Annotated in this window: 14 protein-coding genes; 8 read left to right on the top strand and 6 right to left on the bottom strand. The window is 67.2% G+C overall.

Annotated elements, in window-relative coordinates; all coding sequences use genetic code 11:
• Positions 1-85: 85 nt before the first annotated feature.
• The 5 genes from RVU70_RS05070 to RVU70_RS05050 form a co-directional block, all read right to left on the bottom strand.
• Positions 86-1,264: a heparan-alpha-glucosaminide N-acetyltransferase domain-containing protein gene (locus RVU70_RS05070; protein WP_363349989.1), complete on the bottom strand. Its 1,179-nt coding sequence runs from the start codon at positions 1,262-1,264 to the stop codon at positions 86-88.
• Positions 1,261-1,992, bottom strand: coding sequence for a cytochrome c biogenesis protein CcdA (locus RVU70_RS05065; protein ID WP_363349988.1), 732 nt, complete (start codon positions 1,990-1,992; stop codon positions 1,261-1,263). The genes RVU70_RS05070 and RVU70_RS05065 overlap by 4 nt, the downstream gene beginning before the upstream one ends.
• A 365-nt stretch (positions 1,993-2,357) precedes the next feature.
• A complete protein-coding gene (locus RVU70_RS05060; protein WP_363349987.1) occupies positions 2,358-3,476 on the bottom strand; it encodes an acyltransferase in 1,119 nt (372 codons plus the stop codon).
• Positions 3,477-3,556: 80 nt separating this feature from the next.
• On the bottom strand, positions 3,557-4,798 hold the full coding sequence (locus tag RVU70_RS05055) for an FAD-dependent oxidoreductase (RefSeq protein ID WP_363351235.1): 1,242 nt from the start codon (positions 4,796-4,798) through the stop codon (positions 3,557-3,559).
• Between the two features lie 87 nt (positions 4,799-4,885).
• Positions 4,886-5,608: a VIT1/CCC1 transporter family protein gene (locus tag RVU70_RS05050; RefSeq protein WP_363351233.1), complete on the bottom strand. Its 723-nt coding sequence runs from the start codon at positions 5,606-5,608 to the stop codon at positions 4,886-4,888.
• 816 nt (positions 5,609-6,424) lie between these two features.
• On the opposite strand from RVU70_RS05050, the gene purB reads away from it, so the two are divergent.
• Entirely contained in the window at positions 6,425-7,732 is a 1,308-nt protein-coding gene (purB, locus tag RVU70_RS05045) for an adenylosuccinate lyase (RefSeq protein ID WP_363349986.1), read from the top strand.
• Positions 7,733-7,740: 8 nt separating this feature from the next.
• Here the strand turns inward: purB and RVU70_RS05040 are convergent, their stop codons facing one another.
• Entirely contained in the window at positions 7,741-8,226 is a 486-nt protein-coding gene (locus RVU70_RS05040; RefSeq protein ID WP_363349985.1) for a DUF2721 domain-containing protein, read from the bottom strand.
• 128 nt (positions 8,227-8,354) lie between these two features.
• On the opposite strand from RVU70_RS05040, the gene ccmI reads away from it, so the two are divergent.
• The 7 genes from ccmI (at position 8,355) to RVU70_RS05005 (ending at position 15,067) form a co-directional block, all read left to right on the top strand.
• A complete protein-coding gene (ccmI, locus tag RVU70_RS05035) occupies positions 8,355-9,473 on the top strand; it encodes a c-type cytochrome biogenesis protein CcmI (protein WP_363349984.1) in 1,119 nt (372 codons plus the stop codon).
• An 82-nt stretch (positions 9,474-9,555) separates the two neighbouring features.
• Positions 9,556-9,993, top strand: a complete 438-nt coding sequence (ccmE, locus tag RVU70_RS05030; protein WP_363349983.1) for a cytochrome c maturation protein CcmE — start codon at positions 9,556-9,558, stop codon at positions 9,991-9,993.
• Positions 9,994-10,104: 111 nt separating this feature from the next.
• Positions 10,105-12,081: a heme lyase CcmF/NrfE family subunit gene (locus RVU70_RS05025; RefSeq protein ID WP_363351231.1), complete on the top strand. Its 1,977-nt coding sequence runs from the start codon at positions 10,105-10,107 to the stop codon at positions 12,079-12,081.
• Complete coding sequence (locus RVU70_RS05020; protein WP_363351229.1) at positions 12,081-12,581, top strand: cytochrome c-type biogenesis protein; 501 nt, start codon at positions 12,081-12,083, stop codon at positions 12,579-12,581. The genes RVU70_RS05025 and RVU70_RS05020 overlap by 1 nt, the downstream gene beginning before the upstream one ends.
• Before the next feature lie 76 nt (positions 12,582-12,657).
• Entirely contained in the window at positions 12,658-12,903 is a 246-nt protein-coding gene (locus tag RVU70_RS05015) for a zinc-finger domain-containing protein (RefSeq protein WP_363349982.1), read from the top strand.
• Positions 12,904-12,918: 15 nt separating this feature from the next.
• Entirely contained in the window at positions 12,919-14,100 is a 1,182-nt protein-coding gene (locus RVU70_RS05010) for an FAD-dependent monooxygenase (protein WP_363349981.1), read from the top strand.
• 115 nt (positions 14,101-14,215) lie between these two features.
• Positions 14,216-15,067: a MipA/OmpV family protein gene (locus RVU70_RS05005; RefSeq protein WP_363349980.1), complete on the top strand. Its 852-nt coding sequence runs from the start codon at positions 14,216-14,218 to the stop codon at positions 15,065-15,067.
• Positions 15,068-15,193: the final 126 nt, after the last annotated feature.

The following is a 15,193-nucleotide window of genomic DNA, read 5'->3' as shown; positions in this document are numbered from 1 at the left end:
CGACATTCTTCTATACGCGCGCCCCGTCGGCGCACCAAGCCGCCAAGCCTCGGCAGCCTGGGTAAATCGCATCAAATCCTTAACGTTAAAGATAGCTTAGCCACCACAGGTCCTGACGCCGGCGCTTGACGTCGGCGAACCAGCGACAAACCGGATAGAGCGCCGCGACGATAAGCGCCCACGCCGCATAGGCGCCGGCGAGGCCCAGGCCGAAGCCCGCCGGCGGCGCCCCCGATTTGGCGAAGTCGCCAATGTCGGCAAGGCTATAGCCGCGCGCCGCCGCGAGCGCCAGCGCCGCCGCGACGCCGACATAGAGGTGCAGGACATAGAACAGCAGCGGCGTCCGGCCGAAGGTGACGAGGACGCGCCCCGCCGCGCCGCGTACGGACTCGAGCGCCGGCAGGACCAAAGCCGCGCCGCCCAGGGTCACGAGCAAATAGAGCAGGGACGGCGGGTATTTGGTGACGTCGAGAAAGGAGAGAAGGGTGAAGACCGCGTCGCCTCGCCCCTTCCAGGGCGTCGGGTCGCCATAGACATTCGACGCCCGCAAAAGGGCGAAGGCGGCGAGGGCGGCAAGCCCCGCCCAGCGCAGCGTCGCGTCGCGCGTCGCCGGCGCGCGCTGGAAAAGCGGCCCGATCCCATAGCCGAGCAGGACGACGCCGATCCAGGGCAGAGCCGGGTAATAAACGACGCCGGGAATCCCCAGGGGCAAGGCGCCTTTCTCGTGCAACAGCCGCCACCACGGGCCGAAGGCTCCGAGATCGGCGGCGTGGATTCCGTCCAGAAGGTTGTGGCCGAGGATGATCGCCGCGCCGATCGCCAATACCCCCGTCGTGGGCAGGCGCGAGAGGACCGAAAGTGCGACGAGCCCGCAGCCGATCGCCCAAAGCGTGCCGAGCATGATCCGCCCCGGCCCGCCCCAGACCGGACTGATCAGAAACGCGTCGAGCAGAATGAGCCAGACGCCGCGGGTGGCGAGAAACAGGGGCAGCGCCCGCGGGTCCTGACGGCGCGCCCCATAGAGATAGGCGCCGACGCCCGCGAGCAGCGCGAAGGCCGGCGCGCAGAAATGGGTGATAAAGCGCGTGAAGAAAAGAAAAGGATAGGTGCGGTCGAGGTCCGTGGGGCTGAATCGCAGAGCGTCGGCGTCGAAAAAGTCGCGCATATGGTCGAGCGCCATGAGGATCATGACGAGACCGCGCAACCGGTCGATCTCCGGCAGGCGGGGATCCTGTCTGGGGTCCCAACCAGCGCCAGCAGTCATCCGAGCGTCGCCAGGCCGGGGAAGGCTTCGAGCAGCCAGAAAGACATTTCCTGCACGCCGCCAGTGAGGAAAGCGACGCCTGTGAAGATCAGCAGGACGCCCACGACCTTCTCGACTTTGCCGAAATGTTTGCGGAAGCGGGCGACGAAGGCGAGGAAGCGGCCAAGCGCAAAACCCGCGGCCACGAAGGGCAGGCCGAGGCCCAGCGAATAAGTGGCGAGCAAGGCGGCGCCGCGTGAGACCGTTTCCTGCGTTCCGGCGACGGCGAGGATCGCCGCCAGGATCGGCCCGATGCAGGGCGTCCAGCCGAAGGCGAAGGCGAGGCCCATCACATAAGAGCCGAACAGTCCCATCGGCTTGGTGATCTCGGCCCGCTTCTCCCGATACAGCAGGCTGACCTTCAGCAGGCCGACGAAGTGCAGTCCCATCAAAATGATGATGGCCCCAGCCGCCCAGGAGAGAATGTGCAGATTGGCGCGGATCACCGCGCCGAAGGCGCTCGCCGTCGCGCCGAGCGCCACAAAGACGGTGGTGAAGCCAAGGACGAAGAGGATCGCCGAGAGCAGCACGTCGCGGCGCGCCTTCGAGCGGGTCTCGATCTCGAGATCCTCCATGGAGACGCCGGCGAGATAGGTCAGATAGGGCGGCACGAGCGGCAGCACGCAGGGCGAGAGAAAAGACAAGAGCCCCGCCGCCGCCGCCGCAGGAAAGGTGACGTCCGCCGCCATGGTGATCCTCTAAGGAATGGTCGACGCGTTATTGCCACAGGCCGCGCCTCGGCGCAAAGGCGTCGCTCCGCGAGCGCGGCGCGACGTCCAGACCTCGCCTTCGCGGAAGGACAGGGTGGACCTGTCAGTTTTATTAAAATTGGCGCTTTTACGCGCCAGAGAGTGAATTAAGCTCCAATCGACAGGGAAAACGAAGGAGCATGGAATTATGATCCAGCATAGCCGCGCGTCAATGCTCAAGGCGTCGATGTTTATTGCCGGTGGGCTTGCCTTTTTTCTTATCGTTATGCATCAGGCCTCGCAGATATTCAGGTGAAGCTGAATAAACCCGGCGATTATTACTCTCCCGGTCGCCGGGTTTTCCTTCAATGCGCCGGGCCGATCGCGACGGCGCTGGGCGCCGCTTCGGCGTCCTCTCGCCGCTGAAAGCGCCGGGAGAGCGCCTGGCCGAGGCCGATCACTCTGAGTTCGATGCGAAAGAGGCCAAGGCAGAACAGGATTGTCCCGGCCAGCAAGGCGACCTGTTCGGCGGCCCCGAGGTCGCTGAAAATCGGGCCGTTGCAGAGCTGCTGCCAGAGATAGACGGAATAGCTGGCGCGGCCCAACGCCCCGACGACGCCGATCGAGAGCAATTTACGCAACACGCCGCCCGCCGCCCCCGACAGCAGCACGAGGACCGGAATGGCCCCGACATAGGCCAGGCGATACCAGGCGATCAGCTCCGCGCGCGCCGCTTCGTCGGCTCCGAAAGCCGCGACGACGCTCCTCGGCGCAAACACGATCAGCGCGGCCAGCGCCAAGGCCGGCGTCCGCCAATTCTGGAAGAGAGCCTCGATCGCCCCGCCCTGTTTCGCGGCGGCCCAGCCTGCCGAAAAGAGCCCATAGGCGACGACGCAGCCGATCTTGCCGATCCACCAGACGGTGAAAACGAACGGCAGGGCGGCAAAGGCGAGGGCCGCCGCAGCCAGGGCCGGGCGCGGCGCTTTGCCGAGCGCCGACCAGGCGAAAGCCAGGGGAAAGAGGCAGTAGAACTGCTCCTCGAAAGCGAGGCTCCAGGTATGGCCGACATACCAGTTGCAGGACGCGCCGGGCGCGGTCGAATTGCAAAGATAGAGGGCCGCGCTGACGATGTTTTCGGCGGAGACGTCGATGAGGCCGGCAAGGCCCAGCGCCGCCAGCGCGCCAAGATAGAGCGTCAGCGGCGGCGCGATGCGGAAAAAGCGCCGCGCATAGAAGGCGGGGGCGGAAAAGCCGCCGGTCGCCGCGACCTCCCGCAGCGCGGTCAGACTGACGACATAGCCGCTGATAAAGAAGAAGATGAAGACGCCCGTCTCGCCATATTGGGAGACCACGCCGATCGCGCTTTGCTCATAAAAGGCGCCGATCTCCTTGTTCATGCCGAGGTGGTCGGCAAAAACGAGAAGGATCGCGACTGCGCGCCATCCGTCGATAAAGGCAAGTCGTTCCGCGGCGCGCATGATCATTCCAACGGCGCCGTCGGGCGCGATTCGGGCCAGAGCCCGACAGTTTCAGATCACGAAACCCGTGTGAAGCTTGCGCGGCTTTAAAAACGGTCGACGCGATAGGGGGCGGGATCGGTGAAGGGCGTTTCGCCCGTCATCATTTCGGCGAGGAGGCGCCCGGTCACCGGCCCGAGCGTCAGGCCGTGATGGGCGTGGCCGAAATCGAACCACAGTCCCTTGTGGCGCGGGGCCGGTCCCAGAACCGGGAGCATATCCGGCAGGCAGGGGCGGGCGCCTTTCCAGGGGGCCCGGTCGAGCGCCGGCCCGAGCGGGAACAGCGTCCGCGCAATCGGCTCGCAGCGCTCGATTTGCACCGGCGTCGGCGGCGCGTCGCGGGTCGCGAACTCCGCGCCGCTCGTCAGCCGGATCCCCCGGTCCATCGGCGCCAGCAGATAGCCATTGTCGGCGTCGAGGATCGGGTGGTTGAGCGTCGCGCCCGGCTGCGGCGCGTAATGCATGTGGTAACCGCGCTTGAAGCCGAAGGGCATCTCATAGCCATAGCGGCGGAAAATCTGATCGGACCAGGGGCCGAGCGCGAGCACGGCGTCGGGCGCCGCAAGGCGCCCCTCCGGCCCCGCGACGCTCCAGCCGCCGTCCGGCTCCTGTTCGAGCGTCAGGGCGTCGGCCGAGACGAAACGCCCGCCGCGGGCGAGGAAGAGATCGGCATAGGCCTTGGCGAGCGCCCCCGGATCGCTCACCGAGGCTGTGTCGAGATAGTGGACGGCGCCCGCGACCTTGGCGAGATGCGGCTCGCGCGCGGCGACGCCCTTCGAATCCAGAATGTCGATGTGGAGGTCATAGGCGCGCAGCTTCTCCGCGTCGGCCACGCCCAGCGCCAGGGTCTCGTCGCTGCGAAACAGCTTGATCCAGCCCGTGTAGCGGATGAGCCGGCCAGCCCCCGCCTGCTGGATCAGCGCCTCGTGCTCGATCAGGCTGCGCTCGATCAGCGGACGCCGGCCGGCGATGCTTTTTGCCACCCGCTCCGGCGAACTCGCGCGCCAGTAGCGCATGAGCCAGGGCGCGACCGAGGGCAAAGCGGCGACGTGATAATGCGCTTCCGGGAGCAGGTTCAGCGCATATTTGACGAGGCGCTTCGGGTCGCGCGGGAAGAGATAGGGGAAGATCGACGAGCGTTCGATCAGGCCGGCGTTGCCAAAGCTCGTCTCGAGACCTGCGCCGCGCCGGTCGACCAGCGCCACGTCCCGCCCGCGCGCCTGCAGATGCAGCGCCGCCGAGACGCCGACCATGCCTGCCCCGAGAACGATCACATCCGCCTTCTGCATGCCGCCTCCCATGATCTTCATATGGTCGGCGCGACGCCCCGACGCCACACCGCCGTCCTGCGCGAGCGAAGCGCTCAAAGCGAGGCTTCAGCCGAAAAGCGAGGCGAGATAATAGGCTGCGCCGGCCGCGAGCCCGCCGACGAGAAAGGTCTGCAGGCCGGATTTCACAGGATCGGCGCCGGTGAGCCGCCCTTTGACCGCGCCGAAAACAAGCAGCGCGACGCCGGTAAAAAGAGCGGAATGGAGCAGCGCGCGGCGGATATCGTCCTCGACGATGTAAGGCGCGAGCGGGATCAGACCGCCAATCGCGTAGGCCGCGGCGATCGTCGCCGCGCTGACCGGCGCGCGCTTGGGGTCGGGCCGCTCCAGCCCCAGCTCGAAGCGCATCATGAAATCGACCCAGCGCTTCTTGTCCGCGGAGAGCGCCGAGACGACCGTGTCGACCTCCGGCTTTTCGAGCCCATATTGGGCGAAAATCTCGCGCAGCTCACGGCGCTCCTGGTCTGGAAGTTTTTCGACCTCGGCATATTCGCGCTTCTCTTCGGAGTGGAAGTGCTCCTGGTCGCTGCGCGCCGCGAGATAGCCGCCGAGCCCCATGGCCGTCGCGCCGGCGACGATTTCGGCGAGCCCCGCCGTGACGACGACGCGCGTCGAGGCGATCGCCGCCGATATGCCGGCCGCGAGGGCGAAGGGCACGGTGAGCCCGTCCGCCATGCCGATGACGACGTCGCGCACGGTCTCCGAATTGAGGAAATGCCGCTCGACATGTTCTCCCGACGCGTTTCTGGCGCGCCGCCGGCCGAAGAGCAGGGTGCGCAGTTCGTCGGTCCCAAGAACCCGCTCGAGCTCGACAAAGGCGAAGAAGGGGATGAGCCCGACCGTGGCGATGATCGCCGTCATGAGGATGGCCTGCAGCGAGCCGTCGCCGATCGTCGGGATCGCCTCCCGCACGGTCTTGCCGTGGAAGACGCCGATGAGCGTCTCCTCGACGACATGGAAGGCGACGAGAAGCAGGCCGAAGATCGCCGCTTTGATCAGCGCCGGGACTGCGACGGGCGCATCCCTGTTGGGCTCGCCGAGATGCAGCTTCTGTCCGATCAGGATAATCTTGGCGAGGGCGAGGGCGTTGATGAGCGCGAGGCCCTGCTGATAGGTCAGCAGATCTTCGTTGAAAATGACGGCCTTGTGGAGGGAGAAGAGGGTCAGCAGCACCCAGAGGTAGAGGAAGATGACGAGAAGCTGCCGGCCTTCCTCCACGACCCCCGCCTTGATGCGCGCCAGGCGTTCCTGTTCCATTCCGGCCTCCCCCGGGCGCCGCCCGCCCCGCGATGGATATATCAAGCGGACGGGCCGAGCGCATACAAAAGCGGGGCCGGTCGCGCGTCGGCGACAAGCCCCCGAGACGGCCGCGTCCGCCCAGACGTCCGCTGCGGGGGCTCCTCAGGACGATCCTTACTCTATGAATTAATGTGAAAAAGCGTTTCTTGGCGAGGAGCCGCCGAAGGCGGCGTCTCGCTGCATGAGAGGCGTCGGCGCCTGTTTCGTCCCGCCCGCTTTGCGCTTTCTTCGTCACTGTGATAGCGCCCGCGCGAGCATGTTCACCCGCGCGACGAGAGCACAGAGCCCATGATCCCCCGCTATTCCCGCCCCGAGATGACGACGATCTGGGAGCCGCAGACGCGCTTTCGCATCTGGTTCGAGATCGAGGCCTATGCCTGCGACGCGCTCGCCGAACTCGGCGTCATCCCCAAGGAAAGCGCCAAGAACATCTGGGACAAGGCGGATTTCGTGCAGTTCGACGTCGCCCGCATCGACGAAATCGAGCGGGTGACGAAGCACGACGTCATCGCCTTCCTGACCCATCTCGCCGAATTCATCGGGCCGGACTCGCGCTTCGTGCATCAGGGCATGACCTCGTCGGACGTGCTCGACACCTGCCTCGCCGTGCAGCTGTCGCGCGCCGCCGATTTGCTCATCGCCGACGTCGACGCGCTGCTCGCCGCGATCAGGAAGCGGGCTTTCGAGCACAAATTCACCCCGACCATCGGCCGCTCGCACGGCATTCACGCCGAACCCGTGACCTTCGGCCTCAAAATGGCGCAGGCCTACGCCGAATTCTCCCGCGCCCGCGAGCGTCTCGTGCAGGCTCGAAAAGAAGTCGCGACCTGCGCGATTTCCGGAGCGGTCGGCACTTTCGCCAATATTGACCCGCGCGTCGAAGAATATGTCGCCCATAAGATGGGCCTCGTCCCGGAGCCCGTTTCGACGCAGGTCATTCCGCGCGACCGCCATGCGGCCTTTTTCGCGACGCTCGGCGTCGTCGCCTCCTCGGTCGAGCGGCTCGCGACCGAGATTCGCCATCTGCAACGCACCGAAGTGCTGGAGGCCGAGGAATATTTCTCGGCCGGGCAGAAGGGCTCCTCGGCCATGCCGCATAAGCGCAATCCGGTGCTGACCGAAAATCTTACCGGCCTCGCCCGGCTCGTGCGCGGCATGGCGATCCCCGCCATGGAGAATGTGGCGCTCTGGCACGAGCGCGATATTTCGCACTCCTCGGTCGAGCGCATGATCGGGCCCGACGCCACCGTGACGCTCGATTTCGCGCTCGCCCGGCTCACCAATGTGATCGAGAATCTGCTCGTCTATCCGGAGAACATGCAGAAAAATCTCGACCGGCTGGGCGGGCTCGTCCACTCGCAGCGCGTTTTGCTCGCGTTGACGCAAAAAGGCGTGTCGCGCGAAGACGCCTACGCCATGGTGCAGCGGAACGCCATGCCGGTCTGGCGTGGGGAAGGGGAGTTTCGCACGCTGCTCGGGCAGGACCCCGACGTCTCCGCAAAACTCTCGCCAGCGGAGCTCGACGAGCTCTTCGACCTCTCCTACCACTTCAAACATGTCGACACGATTTTCCGCCGCGTCTTCGGCGCGGCGTGAGGCGGCCTTCACTTTTGCGCGTGTGATCGCCGCAGCCATCCGGGCTTCTTCAGGAGCTCGGCGCCGGCCTCTATCTCGGAATAGCCGAGCCGAAGCTCTCTCGCGAAGGCGATGAGCGCCCAGGTGAACAGCGCCATCGCGAGGATGAACAGCGCGCCGGCGCCATATTCGTGACGGAAACGAAAGAAGGCGGCTCCAAATCCGAGAATCACCAGAAAACTGGTGACGACGCAGCTCGCGACGCCCAGATAGATCGAACGGTGCACGAGCTTGGCGCGCCTGCGCAGGATTGGCAGCTCGACCTTGCGATGCGCGCGGGCGTCTTCCTCGCTCATTTCGGCGATGTCGCGGGCTCGATCGACGATGCGATCGAGGCGGGAAATGAGGACGCTGAGCAATTGCGCTTCAGCCGCCAGCAGGAAGGCGGGGCCCGTCACCTGCGAGATCACGTTGGAGAGCTGCTCGATCGAGGGCGTCAGAAATCCTAAGGTCATGGCGGCGCAGCTCGGGAAAGGCTTTCGCTATCTTATACTGGTCTTCGCGGCTGGGCTAATTCCGGCGCGAAGTGGCGCCGCCCGCATTTTTCTTCCAAACCGCGGGGCAAAGCCTTAAACAGCCCTCCATGATCTGGCTCGTCTTCGCCCTCCTCACCGGCGCCGCCGTCATGGCCGTGCTCGCGCCGCTCGCCCTGCGCGGCGAAGCCAGGGACGCCAGCGCCGCCGACGTCGCCTTTTTCGAGGAGCAGATCGCCGAGATCGAGCGCGAGCGCGACGAGGGCCGCCTCGACGCCGTCGAGGCGGACGCCGCCCGCACCGAGGCCGCGCGTCGCCTGCTGCGCGCCGAGGCCGCGCAAAAGGCCGCGCCGGCCCGCTCGCGCCAGACGGCGCTGATTGCGGCGCTCGCCGCCATCGTGATGATTCCGGCCGTCGCCGTGCCCCTTTATCTGCGGCTCGGCAACGCCGCGCGTCCCGACATGCCCTTGACCGCAAGGCTGGACGCCGCGCCGGAGAAGGGCGATCTCGCCGGCGCCGTGGCGCGCATCGAGCAGCACTTGCGCGAGCATCCCGAGGACGGCCGCGGCTTCGAGGTCGTCGCGCCCTATTATCTGCGCACCGGCCGGGGAGAGGCGGCGATCAACGCCTATGAGCAGGCCTTGAAGCTGCTCGGGGCCACGCCGCAGCGCCACGCCGCGCTCGGCCAGGCGCGCATGGTCGTCGCCCAGGGCCAGGTGACGGCCGAGGCGAAAAAGGCATTCGAGGCGGCGCTCGCCATCGATCCGTCCTTCTCCATGGCCCGCTTCTATCTCGGCGTCGCCGCCGAACAGGCCGGCGATAAGGACAAGGCGATCGACCTCTTCGCCAGGATGGAGGCCGACGCCCCGGCGGACGCGCCTTATCTTCCCGCCGTCAAGCGACGTCTCGCGGCGCTGCGCGGCGAGCCGGAGCCGGCGCCGCCGATCGCGCAGGCGCCGGGCGGCGAGCAGGGCAAGGCGATCGCCGCCTTGCCGTCCGGCCAGCGCGACGCGATGATCCGCGGCATGGTCGACCGTCTGGCGGCGCGGCTTGAGACGCAAAGCGACGACGTCGAGGGCTGGCTTCGGCTCATCCGCGCCTATAGCGTCCTGTCGGAAGCCGAAAAGGCGAAAAAGGCCGTCGCGGACGCCCGCAAGGCGCTCGCCGGCAAAGACGCCGAGGTCGCCCGCATCGAGGCGCTGGCGAAGGAATTGAACATCGGGGGGTGAGCCCCTCTCCCGCTGGGCGGGAGGATGGCGGCCCCCTGCATGAGCAGGGTCGGGCAAAGGCCACAACCGCCAAGAGAGCGACATGACGCGAAAAGGCAAAAGACTGACGCTGATTATCGGGGCGCTGGCGGCGCTCGGCCTCGCCGCCGGGCTGATCCTCTTCGCGCTGCGCGACAATATCGTCTTCTTCTACACGCCCTCCGAGCTTGCCCAGAAACACGTCGCCCCCGGCGCGCGGCTGCGCATCGGCGGGCTCGTCAAGGAGGGCAGCGTCGTCAGGAACGGACGCGACATTTCCTTCACCGTCACCGATCAGACGAAAGACCTCGCCATCGCCTATACGGGCCTGCTGCCGGATCTCTTCCGCGAGGGGCAGGGCGTCGTCGTCGACGGCCAGTTGCAGTCGAACGGCGCTTTCAAGGCCGACAGCGTCCTCGCCAAGCACGACGAACGCTACATGCCCCGCGACGTCGCGGACGCCCTGAAGAAGCAGGGCGTGTGGCAGGGAGAGAAGAAGTGATGGTCCTTCGCTCCTGCGACGCAGGCCAGCGACGAAGCCCTCCAGGCGTCGATGGCCCGGCCAAGCCGGGCCATGACCGCCAAGAATCGCGACCTACTGGTGCAGCCGCTCATGATCGTTGAAACCGGACATTACGCGCTCGTTCTCGCCTTTGCGCTGGCGCTCGTGCAATTCGTTCTGCCCTTCGCCGGCGCGCGTCTCAATGACGTCGGGCTGATGCGCGTTGCGCGGCCGACGGCGATTGCGCAATTCCTGCTAGTCGCGCTCGCCTATGGCGCGCTCACTTATGCGCATGTCGTTTCGGACTTCTCGCTCGTCAACGTCATCGAGAATTCCCACTCGCTGAAGCCCTTCATCTATAAAATCTCCGGCGTCTGGGGGAATCACGAAGGCTCCATGCTGCTGTGGGTGCTGGTGCTCTCGCTCTGCGGCGCCCTGATCGCGATGTTCTCTTCAACCATGCCGGACAAGCTGCGCGCCGACGCGCTCTCCGTTCAGGGCCTGCTCGGCGCGGCCTTTCTGCTCTTCATCCTGCTCACCTCAAATCCCTTCGCGCGCGTCGATCAGCCGCCGTGGGAGGGCCGCGACCTCAACCCGATCCTGCAGGACCCCGGCCTCGCGATTCATCCGCCGCTGCTCTATCTCGGCTATGTCGGCTTCTCGATCGTCTTCTCCTTCGCCGCCGCGGCGCTGATCGGCGGGCGCATCGACGCCGCCTGGGCGCGCTTCGCGCGGCCCTGGACGCTCTTCGCCTGGGTGGCGCTGACGCTCGGCATCGCCATGGGCTCCTATTGGGCCTATTACACGCTCGGCTGGGGCGGCTTCTGGTTCTGGGACCCGGTCGAAAACGCGTCCCTCATGCCCTGGCTCGCCGGCACGGCGCTGCTCCACAGCGCTGCGGTGATGGAGAAGCGCGAGGCGCTGAAGGTCTGGACGATTTTCCTCGCGATCCTCGCTTTTTCGCTGTCGCTCCTCGGCACCTTCCTCGTGCGTTCGGGCGTCCTCACCTCAGTGCACGCCTTTGCGAGCGACCCCGACCGCGGCGTCTTCATCCTCGGCATTCTCGTCTTCTTCATCGGCGGCGCGCTGGCGCTCTTCGCGCTGCGGGCGGGCGCGCTGCCCGTCGGCGGGCTGTTTTCGCCGATCTCGCGCGAGGGCGCGCTGGTCGTGAACAACCTGCTGCTCTCCGCCTCTTGCGCGACGGTCGTCATCGGCACGCTCTATCCGCTGGCGCTCGAGGCGTTCACCGGCGAGAAGATTTCTGTCGGCCCGCCCTTCTTCAACACCGTGCTGATTCCGATCGCCTTGCCGCTGGCGCTGTTGATGCCGATCGGCCAGATGCTCGCCTGGAAGCGCGGCGACCTGCCGGCGGCGCTGCAGCGCCTGCGCGCGGCCTTCGCATTCGGCGTCTTGGCCGCGGCGGCCTTGGGCGCCCTCTATGGGACGCCGTTTCTCTCCATCGCGACGGCGGGCGTCGCGGTCTATCTCGTCATCGGCGGACTAAGCGACGTCGCCCAGCGCGCCGCCTTCCGCGCCGCCTCGATGGGCGCGGTCTTCTCGCGCCTGCGGAGCCTGCCGCTCTCCGCCTGGGGCACGTCGATCTCTCACGCCGGAATGGGCTTGACGCTTCTCGGCCTCGCGGCGACGGGGTGGGGCGTCGAGAACATCGTCGCGATGAAGCCCGGCGATTTCCATGACGTCGGCCCCTACAAGATCGGGATCGAGGCCCTCTCCCCGCGCAACGGCCCCAATTACTCGGAAATCTACGCCGTAATGGCGGTGCGATCGGGCGACCGGACGATCGCCCAAATCGAACCGGCCAAGCGCTTTTATCAGGCGAGGGCCATGCAGCGCTCCGAGGCCGGCATCGTCACCTTGGGCCTGGGGCAGGTCTACGCCGCCATCGGCGACACCCACCCGGACGGCACGATCGACGCCCGACTCTACTGGAAGCCTTTTGTCACCCTGATCTGGATCGGCGCGCTCGTCATGGCCTTCGGCGGCGCCTGCTCGCTGGCCGACCGACGCTTGAGGATCGGCGTGGCGCGGCGCGCCAAGGTCGCGGCCCTGCCGGAGGCGGCGGAATGATGAAGGCCTCCTCCGCGTTCCTCGCGCTCGCCGTCGCCGCGGCCCTGCTCGTTGCGCCGGCCCACGCCGTCACCCCTGGCGAAAGGCTGCCCGACCCGGCGATGGAGGCCCGCGCCCGCGCCATCACCAGCGAATTGCGCTGCCTCGTCTGTCAGAACCAGTCCGTCGACGATTCGGACGCTTCCCTCGCCAAGGATCTGCGCGTGCTCGTGCGCGAGAAGCTCAAGGAGGGCTTGAGCGACGCGCAGGTGAAGGACTATGTCCACGCCCGCTACGGCGATTTCGTGCTGCTGCGCCCGCCGCTGAAACTGGACACGATCCTGCTCTGGACCGCCCCGCTGCTGGCGCTTCTGGCGGGCGCGGCGGCCGTGTTCGTCGCCGCCCGCCGGCGCGCCGCGCCTGAGGGCCCCGCCGCCCTCACCGAGGCGGAGCGCGCCCGGCTGAAGGCGCTGGGCGTCGCCGACGAAGCGCGCGAGGACGAAAAGACGCGCCCTCTATGAAAGCGCGCGGCGCTGCAATATAGGGGGCGGAGCCTTATCGAGCCGCCCCCGCGGCGGCAAGCGAGAGAAGCGGACCATGGCCGAACATTCCACGCCCCATTTCCACAATACGCCCGGCGTCGCAGAGATTCGCGTGGGGGCGAAGGAATTCATGTGCATCGGCGCGCTGCCGCCCTTCGACCATCCGCATGTCTATATCGACATGGGCGCCGACACGCAGGCGGTCTGCCCCTATTGCTCGACGCTCTTTGTCTTTGACGCGTCCCTGCACGGCGGCGCCGAGCCGAAAGAATGCGTCTATCACGCTGAAGAGCCGGCCTGAGGCGGTCGCTCCGGCGTGAGCGCCCCCATCGTCATTGCGGGCGCCGGAATCGGCGGTCTGAGCGCGGCGCTCGCCGTCGCGCGCGCCGGCCGGCGCGTCTTGCTCGTGGAGCGGGCCGCCAGAATCGAGGAGGTCGGCGCCGGCCTGCAGATCGCGCCCAACGCCGGCCGCATCCTTGCCGGCCTCGGTCTCGAGGCCGCGCTCGCCCCCGTGGCGCTGCAGCCGCAGGCGATCAACGTCCGGCGCGGGCGCGACGGAACCGTTCTGGCGCGGCTCGATCTCGCCGGCGCCCGCGCCCGCTATGGCGCGCCCTTTCGCGTCTACCACCGCGCCGATCTCCAGCAAGTCCTGTTGGACGCCGCAAGCGCCCACCCGGCGATTGAAATTCGGACCGGCGCGCGAGTCGGCGATTTCGACGATCGCGACGGGATGGTGCGCCTGCGGGTCCATGGGGAGGCGGGCGTCGAGGAGATCACGGCTTCCGGCCTCGTCGGCGCCGACGGGCAGCGTTCGGCCGTGCGCGGCCATCTGCTGCCGACCGAACGCGACGCGCCTTTCTATTCCGGCCTCACCGCCTGGCGCGCGCTCGTGCCGGCCGAGGCCGCTTCCGCCGCGCTGCGCGCCCGCGAGAACAATCTCTGGCTGTTGCCGGGCGCCCATGTCGTCCATTATCCGCTGCGCGACGGCGCGGTCATCAATGTCGTCGTGATCGTTTCGACGCCGCGCCAGGGCGACGGGGCGGCCATTCTTTCCCTCGACGGGGCGACGCTCGCCCGGACGATGGAGCGCTATCGACCGGCGCCGGAGCTCGTCGCCCTCATCGAGGCCGGCGCAGCGTGGCGTCACTGGCCGCTGTTCGCCCGTCCGCCGTTGAAATTCTGGAGCAGGGGCGCCGTAACGCTTCTCGGCGACGCCGCGCATCCGATGGTTCCCTTCCTGGCGCAGGGCGCGGCGCAGGCCATCGAGGACGCCGAGGCGTTGGGGCGCGCCTTTCTCCAGCTCGGCGTGCGCATCGAGACCGCCTTTTCGACCTATGAAAGGAGCCGCCTCGCCCGCGCCGCGCGCGTCGTGCGCGCATCGCGGCGGCAGGGCGACTACTTCCACCTCGGCGGGCTGGGCGCGGCGGGCCGGGACCTCGCCATTCGCGCCCTCGGCGGGCGCGGCATGCTCTGGCGCAACGATTGGCTTTACCGCTAGCGAACGGATTGTGACGAAAGCGCAACAAGCGCTTTTTTCGCTTCGTAGACAGTGGCCAAGCCGCGCTCGGATTGTTAGGAAATCGTCAAGACAATCTGGAGCGGGGCTGAATTCCTTGCGATTCGGGGCGACAATTCTGGTCTGGGGCGCGGCGTCGCTCGGGTTCGGCGGCGCTGGCGTCGCCGCCGATCTGGTTCCGCCGCCAAAGACGGACGCCCGAGGCTGGATCGTGACGGTCAGCGTCATTGGCGCGATCACGCCGAGTTTTCCGGGGTCCGGCCAGGTGCGGCCCTATCCCTTCCCCTCCGTCTCGTTCCGGCGGGTGGGGGAGCCGGAAAGCTTCTCGACGCCCGACGAGGGCTTCGGCCTCGATCTGATCGACCTCGGCTATCTGAAAGCCGGCCCGGTTGCGAACTTCGTGTTTCAGCGCGGCCAGCGCGACGGGCTGTTCGGCATGCGCCGGGTCGGCCTGACCCATGAGATCGGCGGCTTCGTCGAAGTTTATCCCTTCGACCATTTCCGCGTTCGAGCCGAGATGCGGCAGGGCGTCGACGGGCACAAGGGTTTCGTCGCGGCCTTTTACGCCGACGCCTATGAGACGCTCGGCCCGTTCCGGCTCTCGGTCGGCCCGCGGCTGAATTTCGGCGACAACGCCTACGCGAACGCTTACTTTTCGGTCACGCCCCTGGAGGCGACGCTGAATGGGCGGTTGACGCCCTATTCGGCGACCGGCGGCTTCACCGCCGCCGGCGGCATGGCGACGGCGCGCTACGACATCAACGAATTGACCAGCGTGTCGATCTATGGCGGCGGCCAGCGCCTGCTCGGCAGCGTCGGCTCGAGCCCCATCCCCAATGTGATCGGCTCGCGCAACCAGTTCAACGCCGGTCTCGCCGTCTCCCGCTCCTTCATCGTGGACCCAGCGGCCTATCTGCCCGAGGCGCCGCAATTGCCCAAGGTCTTCTGACCGGGACCCGCCGGCTCCAGATTTTCGCCACATCCGCGCCACAAAAATTGACGCCCTCCCAGCCCGTTAACCAGCCGCCGGCCGCGGCGTTAACGGACCCCTGCCCAAGTCGAGATCAAGAAAAGC

Origin of the sequence: Methylocystis echinoides, assembly GCF_040687965.1 — a bacterium.
GTDB lineage: Bacteria > Pseudomonadota > Alphaproteobacteria > Rhizobiales > Beijerinckiaceae > Methylocystis > Methylocystis echinoides_A.
This window is presented reverse-complemented; position numbering and strand designations above follow the sequence as displayed.